The sequence below is a fragment of the Legionella sp. 39-23 genome (genome assembly GCF_001897665.1).
GTDB classification, from domain to species: domain Bacteria; phylum Pseudomonadota; class Gammaproteobacteria; order Legionellales; family Legionellaceae; genus Legionella; species Legionella steelei.
Genome location: NZ_MKTO01000005.1, coordinates 20,410 through 31,138 on the forward strand (window position 1 = coordinate 20,410; position 10,729 = coordinate 31,138).

Sequence of the window (10,729 nt, forward strand, 5' to 3'; positions counted from 1 at the left end):
CATATAACATAATAAAATAAATTACGCATTCCCTACCCTATCAAATCCTTTTCAAACCTTATCGTTCAGTGTACCTTGATTTTGGGCCTCGATACACCCTATTGCTAAAAAAACCAGAAAATCATAGCATTAAGTCACTGAAATGATTACCAAACTGGTATACACTGATCTTTATAATCCATTAACTTGTTTATCCTATGTACCTACGATTATTATTTGTTTTTTTAATAATCTTGACTGCCGAACTGAAGGCTCAGTCATTAACTATTGGAATAGTGGCGTATGACCCGCCGTTTTCAATGAATGCCGACAAAAATCATTTCTTTGGGTTTGACATTGAGCTCATAACGGAGCTCTGCAAGCAAATTAAAGCTCAGTGTCAATTGAAATCCATGCTGTTTGACGAGCTGTTTACAGAATTAAAAGCGAGTAAAATTGACTTGGGCATAGCGGCAATTACCATCACCAACGAACGGCAGAAAACCTTTCTCTTTAGTCTTCCCTATCTGGCCAGTGCAGCACGTTTTATGACCATAAAAAACGACTCAATTACATCTCTTGAACAACTCAACAATAGATCAATAGGCATTATCAGAGGCTCTCTCTTCAAACAACTCATTACTCAGAAATTTAAAACCAATAGGGTTAGAGAATATCCTTCAACCAATCAACTCATCACTGCCTTAAATCAACAGGAAGTGGATGCCCTGCTGATGGATGATTTTTCGGCTGATTATTGGATAGCTAATAATAACACCTTGTTTAAAGGATTAGGCAAACCCTTCCCCGTCGGCATCGGTTATGGAATCATGGCCAAAATGGATTCTAAGATGCTAATGAACCAAATCAATCAAGCCTTAAAACATATTGAAAAAAATGGATTCTATTTGTCTTTATATCAAAAATATTTTCACACCATACCCATGCATTAATATATATCACTAACGGTTATCTTAATGTCACTGTTTTAATTTAATTTGGCTTAATAGTGTCCGTGACCATGACCATGCGGGTGATACCCACTAAATACTCGCTTAGGCTGTTGATTGTTTTTTGAATCTTCTTTATTAATAGAAGAAGCGCAGGAAGCCAACAAAAACATTAAAGAAATGAGCATCAATACATATGAGGTTACTAAACTAGATTTTTTCATCATTCGCATCCTTAGAATAACTCACTTGCTGTTATTTTTTAATATCATTATTATGGATGAAATAAAAGTAAATTGTACTCCTTTCGTTTTATATTCATTCAATATAAAACACGGAGTTAAATTGATGAAATTTTATTCCCGTCAACACCGCACAGGAGGCCAATATGAAAAAAGAGGTTTTTATTTCAATCTGTGGCGGCCTTATTTTTTCTTTAGCCACACAAACAATTCTGGCCGATGAAATTCCCAGACACACCTTACCTATGTCTGAAATTTTGAAAATTCTGCAGACTCGGGGTTATAGCGCGATAAGAGAGGTTGAATTTGATGATGGTTTATATGAGGTGGAAGCCTTGATGAGAAAGGGATTCAGCTTATTCTTCGAATGAACCCCAATACAGGGGACTTTATCAACACCAATTTAAAAACCACGAAATACCCCATCTCAATGCTTGAAGCGGCCCAGAGAATTGAAGACGCGGACTATCATACTATTTTCAAAATTGAAGCGCACGGCAGTCAGTATGAGGCAAAGGCCCTTGGTAAAGAGGATAAAAAAATTAAATTACGCATCGATGCTAATTCTGGCAAAATATATATCCTTGAATAAGAGAATTAGGGTTATTTATTCTGCAACCTTTAAAATTTTTCAATAAATACAGCAAACAACCTATTTAAGTTAAGCTTAAAGAAATTTAAGGCTTGACATCCCCTGTCCTTATCACAAGAGCCATCACGAATCAGCTGATGCCTGCCCCTTGTCCTTATTTAATTGCTGCCTGTTTTTTAAATTCAAGGAGGGTTTTTAGCATGCACTAAGATGGACTTTCGAGCTATTATGAAATTACAAAATAGTTCAAGCGCCATTTTTTATTCATCATGTATACTCTGCCCCTAAAATTACCTAAGTCCTTCATTGCTTTTTCTATCATGTCAGTTTATGACGCAAACGCAACGCATTGACAATCACTGACACTGAACTGAGTGCCATGGCCGTACCGGCTATCATCGGGTTAAGCAACAAGCCCGTGAGTGGATAAAGAACGCCTGCTGCAACCGGCACACCCAGTGCATTATAAAAAAAGGCAAAAAAGAGGTTTTGTTGAATGTTTTGTACCGTATGGACCGATAATTCGTAGGCTTCTAAAAGCTTGCTTAAATCACCTGATAATAAGGTCATGCCAGCACTTTCAATCGCCACATCACTACCGGTTCCCATCGCAATGCCAATGTCGGCTTTTGCCAACGCAATGGCATCATTAACTCCATCTCCCACCATGGCAACCACATGTCCTTTTTGTTGCAGTTCGGAAATCACTTTGCTTTTTTCATCGGGCAATACTTCTGCAATCACCTCTGTAACACCTACGCGTTGGGCCACCGCGTTTGCAGTCATAGCATTATCACCCGTGAGCATGATGACGTGAATACCCTTTTTCATAAGAGAAGCAACTGCAAGTTGGCTGGACTCTTTAATACGGTCGGTCACAATAAAAACACCCGCCAATTGTTTATCAACCGTTAAATAAATCAAAGTAGCCCCTTCTTCTTGTGCTTTTAACGCAGCAATTGGAATTTCATTGTCAGGAACAGACAACCAGTGCGCATTGCCAATGGCAACCATCGCACTATCGATTTGCGCTTGAGCCCCCTTTCCTCGGACTGCAATAAAATCGGTGGCCTCTTTCAGTGTCATCTGACGTCTTTGCGCTTCATCACGTAGCGCTCTAGCCAATGGGTGTTCGCTATGCCGCTCAAGGGAGGCGGCAAGAACCAAAAGTTCCGCTTCTTGCCAGTGACCACTGGGGATAATTTGGGTCAATGCCGGATGGCCTTGAGTCAGTGTTCCTGTTTTATCCACCACCAACGTGTTGATTTTGCGTAATTGCTCTAGTGATGCTGCATTTTTAATTAAGATACCACGTCGTGCGCCCTCACCTATCCCAACCATGATTGACATAGGCGTTGCAAGTCCTAAAGCACAAGGACAGGCAATAATCAGTACGGAGATGGCAGCGATTAAGCCATAGCTTAAGGAAGGCGCAGGGCCTATTAAAAACCAGACGAGAAACGAAAGTATCGCAATCCCTAAAACGATTGGCACAAACCAAGCCGATACAGCATCGGCCAAACGCTGAATAGGCGCTTGGCTACGCTGTGCTTCACTGACTTGTGTGATAATGCGGGCAAGTATGGTGTCTTTACCCACATGAGCGGCTTTTATAATGAGACTGCCATGTTGATTGAGCGTCCCGCCAATGACTTGATTGCCAACTTCTTTGGCGACAGGCATAGGCTCACCGGTTAACATGGACTCATCGACATCACTTTGCCCGCGAATTACCTCCCCATCAACCGGAATTTTTTCACCGGGGCGCACAAGCAACCTATCCTCTACCGCTACTTCATCAAGTGTGATGTCCTCTTCTTGCTCTTCATTATTCAATCGGTGAGCAAGGGTTGGATTTAAATGAAGCAATGCGCGAATGGCATCCCCTGTGCGCTCGCGTGCTTTTAATTCCAATACTTGCCCTAAAAGCACCAAGGTCGTAATGACTGCTGCTGCTTCAAAATACACCGGCATCATGCTGCTTTTCTGCATATGTAGGGGTGGCAATTGGGGGAAAATAACTACCGCTAAACTATAGCCCCAGGCAACGCCTGTTCCCAAAGCAATCAGGGTAAACATGTTCAAGTGACGGGACAAAAGCGATTGCCAACCACGAACAAAGAAAGGCCTGCCACAACCTAAAACCACCAAAGTGGTCAGTGCTGCTTGAAGCCACAAGGATAAGGACATTCGAGTAGGTGCGACCATCCAATACTCATCCATCGCTAAGAGAACAACCGGGATGCTGAGGATAGAGGACAGTATAAAACGCCTAAACATATCCTCATATTCAGGATTTTTTTGCTCAGCTAAACTCACCTGCTCAGGCTCAAGCGCCATGCCGCAAATGGGACAGGTTCCTGGTTTATCTTGACGGATTTGGGGATGCATGGGGCAAGTATACAGGGCGTTTTTTGATGTCGTCACAGTAGGCGCAGATGTTTGTGAATGCTGATGATTGCAGCAACTGTGTGCTTCTTTATGGTGCTGAGAACCGTGTTTATTTGTACTCATCATGCACCTCAATCGTATTTTTTAAGCAAGGCCATAATCTCATCCATTTTTTCCTGGCGAGATTCCTGATTGCCATGGCAGGCCGCTTCATTAAGGCAATTCAACACGTGGCGCTCAAGCACGCCAAGCTCAATGGTTTTTACCGCATTACGAACAGCGCGTAGTTGCGACAGAATATCCACGCAATAGCGTTTCTCCTCAATCATCCGCTTAATGCCTTCAAGCTGACCTGTAACTCGATTAAGTCGGGATAATTCGTGGTGATGCTCTGGGTGTTTTGACATGTATTTTCTCCTGTATACCCCTATAGGTATATACCCATAAGGGGTATTTTGTCAACGCTAAGATAGAAAATAAAAAACGACGAGCCGAGCCTATGACACAACAAAAAGCAACAAGGAGAACAAATTAATAGAAATAACGGATTCGGTTTATGAGCGTAAATTAATTGGATGCTCCACTTGCTTATGAACCATTGTAAATGCAAACCGAATCGTATGTGATGTTTTGTTTTGCAGCATAACAGGCTATATCAGCCTGTTTGATGATCTCAATGACTGATACAGAATCACGATTTAGTATGGAGATACCTACCGAGCATCCAACGTTAAACTCATTGGCATCATAAGACTTTGATGCAAGTTGCACGATATCTCGTGCTATATGAGAAGCCTCCTCCAAAGAAATATGGTTCATCACTGCAATAAATTCATCACCACCATAACGCGCAATCAAGTCGTTTTTTCGAAGCCGTTGTTTTAATAATGTGATAAAATTTTGCAACACCTTATCACCGACATCATGACCAAAGTTATCATTCACCAATTTAAAGTTATCCATATCAATGAACATGATGACACACATTCCACCACCTGTTTGTATATTCTGGAAGTAAGTATTGAGCACATCAAGAAGATGCTCCCTTGTGTTACAACCAGTGAGTCCATCATGTTTGCTTCGATGTTCCAATGTTGCAAAACGCAACGTTAAGTCATCAATCATTAATCATTTCTGTTTTTTTAATCGTTTTTTCCATTAACTGACACGATAAATAAACATAAAGTCCGCCCAATAAAAATACAGAGGCATAAAAATAATTAAGACAGTGGGGATCAATAAAAACACCGTAAAGAATGCAGCTTAAATAGCTCAATATGAACAGACCAATAAGAGTCAATTAGGCAATCCAGTGGTAACGATATCCATTTGTTTCACGAAGAAGGCCATGAATTAGATACCCTCCTTTTGAAAGAAGTAGAATACCTAAAGTAATCATACCGATGGGAATAAAAGTTGCACTCATTTTATCAAGTCAGTCATTACCCTTATCCATGAGTATAAAACCAGTTTTGATTTTTTTCATGAATAGCAGCCACACGAATGAGACACTATTGATTGAATTAGGATGTTTATGCTAGAAAGATCATTTTAGAGATAAAGGCCCATGGAACAAATAAAAAAACCCATTTTTTCTCAGTTAATTCATGTTTCTGATGCAAGATTATCCTAGAATTGAATAAGATGGGCATCCATTTTTGTTACAAAAGCTATTTTCTTTCATGAGAGTGTTTTGAAAAGATTTCTATTTGTGGAGTTCAAAAAACGTGACTATTTTATTGAATACACTCGAACGTGAGTGCTTAATTTTTTTATCCACGAGAATAGTGACTCAAGAAAATCTTCAGGGGTTAATTTATGAGTTCCTTTACACACAACCTGAACATTTATTACTAATACTGGCCAAAGAGGTACAGCACGACGATGCAATTAGCACGATTCTGGCTCAATCAAAACCCCATCAATCTAATATTTTGATTGAGAGAGTTATAGGTCATTTAAACGATATTCTTTTTCAAATCATCAAAACTTATTATTTTCAAACAAAATATTAATCGCAGCCAAATGAGTCATCTCTGTCGTTACCCTACCTAAATTGTGGCGCATCAATACCCAGCTTAAAGTCTTACGACCCATAAGTCCTAAAGGAATATATTGCCTTTTTATATCACAACGGTCATCTGTGCCCCATGGGTAGAAACAGCTAAAAAAGGAGCCTCTTTTTTTATTGCATAAAACCCTTTGATGCTTGGCTTAACACCATCAAACGATTCCTGTGTCTCTTCAGATTGATACACATCAATTTGTTCCAGGCGAATAATCTGTTGTTCCTGTCGGTCTAAAAGTTTGCGATACCGCTGATTACTTTCTTCTAATTGTTTGGTAACTATTGACAGTTTGCGTTCGGCATCACAAATTCGGTCTGCCACCTCAACAAAGCTTTTCTCTTTATTGGTTAGAAATTCCTCTAATCTTTTTTGAAAAGCAGCTCGTTGTTCTTTGTCTTGAATAACCATATTAGAAAATGTTTCAACTGTTCCACTTAATACCAGTCCAACAGCCCGCGCCTGTTCAACTTCTATTCCCATTTTTTCTTTCACGTTATCCAGTTCTTTTATTTTATCAGATAACTGATTTTGATTTTCTTTATACGCCTGAGCAACCTGTTCTAATTGTCTTTGAGTATTTTCTAAAGCTTGAGACTGCGCATCGTTTGAGTCTTTGAGCCTTTTGCTAGTAAGTTCAAGTTCAATCTGAGTGGCACGCAGTGCTTTTTCGGTATCCGTAAGCTCATTAATTTGTGACTTTAATGTTTTAATTTGCTCACAAAATTGATCAATATTAGCGGTTAGGCGCGTATTTTCTTTCTGGAATGCATCAATTTCAATTGCCAGCTGTTCGCGTAAGAGATCTAGAGTTGAAATAACCGAGTCCAGCAGATCAGCAAGACTTGAGATTCCTGCCTTTAAACCTTCGATATTGTCTGCATTTTGACTCTGATGATTTTCAAGAAGGATATGGCTTACCGTATAAACAATTCCAGTAACAATACTGAGCGTAATAAGGGCTGCAAGATTTGCCATGAGTCCAATCATCAACACTGGTACGGTGAGCACGACACCTGCAGTAATTTTTTGCCATAAGGGGATTTCATTCCAGAAACTGGCAGCACGCGATAATAAGCTTGGATTGTGATTCATCGCCTGAATCAATTGATTCAATTCTTCTTTGATTTTTTGTATTTTATTTTGAGTAATTACAATCTTCTCAAAACGTTCTTTATCTTTTTTTGTTTTTTGATTGGGGTTGTCCTGCTCCATGTTTTCTGACGGATGAAGGTCTAAAGCTAACTCAAGTTCCAATTTTTGATACGTCATGGTTCTTCCTTACAACGAGTGGGCATCCACTTTTTAATGCTAAACGGTGTCACATGAGTTTCGGACTTACCTTAAGAGAAACAAAGTGACGGAAAATCCCGTAATTATTGAATTAATTACCCGTACTTTTTTTATGTATTGGATTGAGGTGTAACAATCCTGTACATAAGGCATTAAGGTTGTGTATTGAGAGGTGAAATTGATTTTTAATGTTTAGAATGTTACTCATTACCATTTTCCTTAATTTGGTTTGAAACAACAGTCAACCGAACACTTTTTCCTGGAGCGGTTAAATTATGATCATTCTATCGAATAAATTGTGTTCAGTCATTCTTTTTTTAGTGACTCACCATTAAGATGTGACATCAACCATTCTGCTTCCTCTAAAGAAGCAAAAATTGTAACCACACTACCTTTGCCGCCATAATTAAAATGTATGTTAACCTTGGATGAAAGTTTTTTCGATTGTTGTGCCATCCAATCCTTCGCTTTTTCCTCAAATAGGCCTAGTGTAATGAAATGGACTCCTCTCCTTACAGACGGGATAATATCCCAGTTTACGGATTGGAATAAATAAGGAGTTCATTTCATTACACTAGGCCTATTTGAAGCCTAAGAAATTCTTATAAAAAAGATGGTTTCGCGAGCCCAAAGAGAGTGAAATAAAAATTGACATCAGCAACTATTTTGCATTAAAATATCAAGTGATATAAAAAACCATCAAAAGTAGGTTTATAACGCCATGAAAATTACATCTTAAGTACGCCCTTCTACAGGGCAGAGAGAGTAAATCATTTTTGATTTTCTATTTTTATTGTCCTAAAAGATATGCTTAAGAGTAAATCATGCATCATAAACCGATTCAATTTAAAGACCTAGGTCTTATCTACCCGCATAAAATCTGTTTTCAAGACTTCAGTGGTGAAATTCACTTTGGTGAGCGTATTGCACTGATTGGCCGAAATGGCTCAGGAAAATCAACCTTACTTAAGAGATTTGCTGGTCTTTGTTCAGCCTCTGCTGGCGAAATTAAAATGCCACAGGATGTTCGTATTGGTTATTTACCCCAAGTGATTGAAGAATGTCCTGATTTAAGTGGTGGTCAACGATTAAACCAAGCATTAACCAAGATATTGTCTGAAGATCCGAATGTGTTGTTGTTGGATGAACCCACAAATCATCTGGACAGACGCAATCGCCGTTCTTTAATGCGTATGCTCCTGCATTATCCGGGGACGTTGGTCATTGCTTCTCATGATACGGAGCTCATCAATACAGTCGCAGATACTCTATGGCATATTGATTTAGGTAAGCTCGCTGTATTTAGAGGGGCTTATTGTGATTATCAGCAAATGCTTGAAGACAAGAAAGCATCGATTGAACAGGAATTATCACGGATTTCACGGGAGAAGAAAGAATCACATCTTGCTCTAATGAGAGAACAAGAACGGAATAAACGTTCTCGTGTTCAGGGTGAAAAAAAGATAGCGCAGCGTAAATGGCCAACGATTCGGTCTCATACAAAGCTTGCCAATGCAATGACAACAGGAAATAAACGATTAAGTCAGATTAATCATAAAAAACAACAGGTGCTTGAAGAGCTTTCATCTTTAAACCTTCCGGAAACGATTAAGCCCAAATTTAAATTAAACGGTCTTGACCACCATAAGCCCCTAATCAGTATTCAAGACGCTTCTATTGCCTACGAGGCTTTCGATGTGATTCTTGAAGAGATTCATTTTCACTTGAATGGCTGCGAACGGGTGGCATTGTATGGGGACAACGCATCAGGGAAGTCCACCTTTGTCAAAGCGATCTTGGAGGATAGTCACATTAAGAGAACAGGTGAGTGGACTCTTCCAGAGCGCAATACAGTTGGGTATCTCGATCAGCATTATCAACATCTGAATTGTGACGAAACAGTTCTGGATTTGATGAAAAGTCAGATGCCCCATGCTTCTCATGCTGAACTTCGTGTCCATTTGAATGACTTTTTATTTCGCAAAAACATCGAGGTAGAAATAAAGGTCAAAGATCTTTCTGGTGGTGAAAAGGCAAGGCTTTCTTTAGCCTTAATTGCTGCCAATCCGCCTAAGCTAATTATTTTAGATGAGGTAACCAACAATGTAGATCTGGAAACACGCGATCATATCATTCAAGTATTACGTGAATTTTCAGGTGCAATACTGGTTATTTCTCACGATTATGATTTTTTAGATTCCATTCACATTGAAACTAAGTATCACGTTCATCAAGGGAAGATACATCATTTCAATGAGGAACAATCAGAGGGTGTTCATCATGACTAATCGTTTGCCTAACCACATAGGCTCTTTTATGTGGCATTTTTTAAAACCGTATCGACGCATGGTTTTTTTATTTATCCTGCTTGCTTTAATGGCTGGATTTTGGGGACCGTTTAATAGTTTATTGATTAAATCCTTTATTAATACCTTGGCAGCAAAAACAAGTACGGACTTCTCCTCTTTGTATTGGATCGCTGGATTACTGGTAGTGAACTTTATTGTTTTTGACAATATCACCTGGCGAACAATCGGGTACTTGAACTATAAATACGAAGCAGTGCTTAAAAACCAAATCATTAGCCAAATGTTTGAGTATGTGTTGGGAAGTAGTACGCAATTTTTTCAGGATAATCTATCGGGGAGAATTGCCACACAAATTACTACTCTTGCTGATAATCTTGAGATTATTTTGCATCGCGTGTCTATCGACTTTCTTCGTGGTGCTTCATTATTAGTGGTTTCATTTATTACAGCCTATTTTGTTAATGTCCTGTTTTTTTATATTTTATTTCTTTGGTTCATTGCCTTTGCCTCATTTAGTATTTGGATGTCGGCACGATTGGTTCAATTGTCCGATGACCATGCAAATTCCGAATCGCAGCTTTCTGGGCAATTAGTCGATAGCCTGGCGAATCAATCCAATATTCGTATTTTTTCACGCAAAATCTACGAAGTGGAACGTATGAACACGTTTTTTAGCTTGGTACAACGGGCTTTTCAAAGAAAAGAGCTGTTTATTGTTTTGTTATGCTGCGCACAGGGTGGAATGATTGCGGTAATGATAGGTTTGGCCTCGATTACCTTAATTCACTTGTATGGCAAGGGACTGATGAGCATTGGTGATTTTGCTTTGATTCTTGGGCTTTCCATGGAATTGGGACACATGATGTGGTACACCATGTACCAAGTGGACCAATTTAACCAAGCTTTA

13 protein-coding genes are annotated in these 10,729 nt (G+C 39.2%); 6 read left to right on the plus strand and 7 right to left on the minus strand.

Translation table 11 applies throughout. From position 1 onward, the window contains the following. Window positions 1–197: 197 nt before the first annotated feature. Window positions 198–932: a transporter substrate-binding domain-containing protein gene (locus tag BGO44_RS02650; RefSeq protein ID WP_065235622.1), complete on the plus strand. Its 735-nt coding sequence runs from the start codon at window positions 198–200 to the stop codon at window positions 930–932. A 50-nt stretch (window positions 933–982) separates the two neighbouring features. Here BGO44_RS02650 and BGO44_RS02655 read toward each other — a convergent pair whose 3' ends face one another. After that, window positions 983–1,156, minus strand: coding sequence for a hypothetical protein (locus BGO44_RS02655; protein ID WP_155522664.1), 174 nt, complete (start codon window positions 1,154–1,156; stop codon window positions 983–985). A gap of 161 nt (window positions 1,157–1,317) precedes the next feature. Between BGO44_RS02655 and BGO44_RS02660 the strand changes: the two genes are divergently transcribed. Then, window positions 1,318–1,542 carry a PepSY domain-containing protein gene (locus BGO44_RS02660; protein WP_230849077.1) on the plus strand — a complete coding sequence of 75 codons (225 nt, stop codon included), beginning with the start codon at window positions 1,318–1,320 and terminating at the stop codon, window positions 1,540–1,542. Continuing rightward, the gene (locus BGO44_RS02665; protein WP_230849078.1) at window positions 1,539–1,763 is read left to right on the plus strand and encodes a hypothetical protein; all 225 of its coding nucleotides are present in this window, start codon (window positions 1,539–1,541) and stop codon (window positions 1,761–1,763) included. The genes BGO44_RS02660 and BGO44_RS02665 overlap by 4 nt, the downstream gene beginning before the upstream one ends. 318 nt (window positions 1,764–2,081) lie before the next feature. Here BGO44_RS02665 and BGO44_RS02670 read toward each other — a convergent pair whose 3' ends face one another. The 4 genes from BGO44_RS02670 to BGO44_RS18545 all read right to left on the minus strand — a co-directional run bounded on the left by BGO44_RS02670 (window position 2,082) and on the right by BGO44_RS18545 (window position 5,580). Then, on the minus strand, window positions 2,082–4,277 hold the full coding sequence (locus BGO44_RS02670; RefSeq protein ID WP_058478599.1) for a copper-transporting P-type ATPase: 2,196 nt from the start codon (window positions 4,275–4,277) through the stop codon (window positions 2,082–2,084). A gap of 8 nt (window positions 4,278–4,285) precedes the next feature. Next, the gene (locus BGO44_RS02675; protein ID WP_058478600.1) at window positions 4,286–4,561 is read right to left on the minus strand and encodes a metal-sensitive transcriptional regulator; all 276 of its coding nucleotides are present in this window, start codon (window positions 4,559–4,561) and stop codon (window positions 4,286–4,288) included. A gap of 181 nt (window positions 4,562–4,742) precedes the next feature. Beyond that, a complete protein-coding gene (locus BGO44_RS02680; protein WP_310790476.1) occupies window positions 4,743–5,279 on the minus strand; it encodes a GGDEF domain-containing protein in 537 nt (178 codons plus the stop codon). Between the two features lie 175 nt (window positions 5,280–5,454). Further along, window positions 5,455–5,580, minus strand: coding sequence for a hypothetical protein (locus tag BGO44_RS18545; protein WP_330138487.1), 126 nt, complete (start codon window positions 5,578–5,580; stop codon window positions 5,455–5,457). A 301-nt stretch (window positions 5,581–5,881) separates the two neighbouring features. On the opposite strand from BGO44_RS18545, the gene BGO44_RS02685 reads away from it, so the two are divergent. Continuing rightward, window positions 5,882–6,169, plus strand: coding sequence for a hypothetical protein (locus tag BGO44_RS02685; protein ID WP_058478601.1), 288 nt, complete (start codon window positions 5,882–5,884; stop codon window positions 6,167–6,169). Window positions 6,170–6,277: 108 nt separating this feature from the next. On the opposite strand, the gene BGO44_RS02690 is transcribed toward BGO44_RS02685, so the two are convergent. Beyond that, on the minus strand, window positions 6,278–7,492 hold the full coding sequence (locus BGO44_RS02690) for a LegC2/C7 family Dot/Icm T4SS effector (RefSeq protein WP_078061484.1): 1,215 nt from the start codon (window positions 7,490–7,492) through the stop codon (window positions 6,278–6,280). A gap of 327 nt (window positions 7,493–7,819) precedes the next feature. After that, complete coding sequence (locus BGO44_RS02695; protein ID WP_230849080.1) at window positions 7,820–7,969, minus strand: hypothetical protein; 150 nt, start codon at window positions 7,967–7,969, stop codon at window positions 7,820–7,822. Window positions 7,970–8,337: 368 nt separating this feature from the next. Between BGO44_RS02695 and BGO44_RS02700 the strand changes: the two genes are divergently transcribed. Together BGO44_RS02700 and BGO44_RS02705 are read left to right on the plus strand one after the other, a co-directional pair. Continuing rightward, the gene (locus tag BGO44_RS02700; protein ID WP_058478602.1) at window positions 8,338–9,801 is read left to right on the plus strand and encodes an ATP-binding cassette domain-containing protein; all 1,464 of its coding nucleotides are present in this window, start codon (window positions 8,338–8,340) and stop codon (window positions 9,799–9,801) included. Beyond that, on the plus strand, window positions 9,794–10,729 hold a 936-nt coding region (locus BGO44_RS02705; RefSeq protein WP_286822651.1), incomplete at its 3' end, for an ABC transporter transmembrane domain-containing protein. The genes BGO44_RS02700 and BGO44_RS02705, both read left to right, overlap by 8 nt.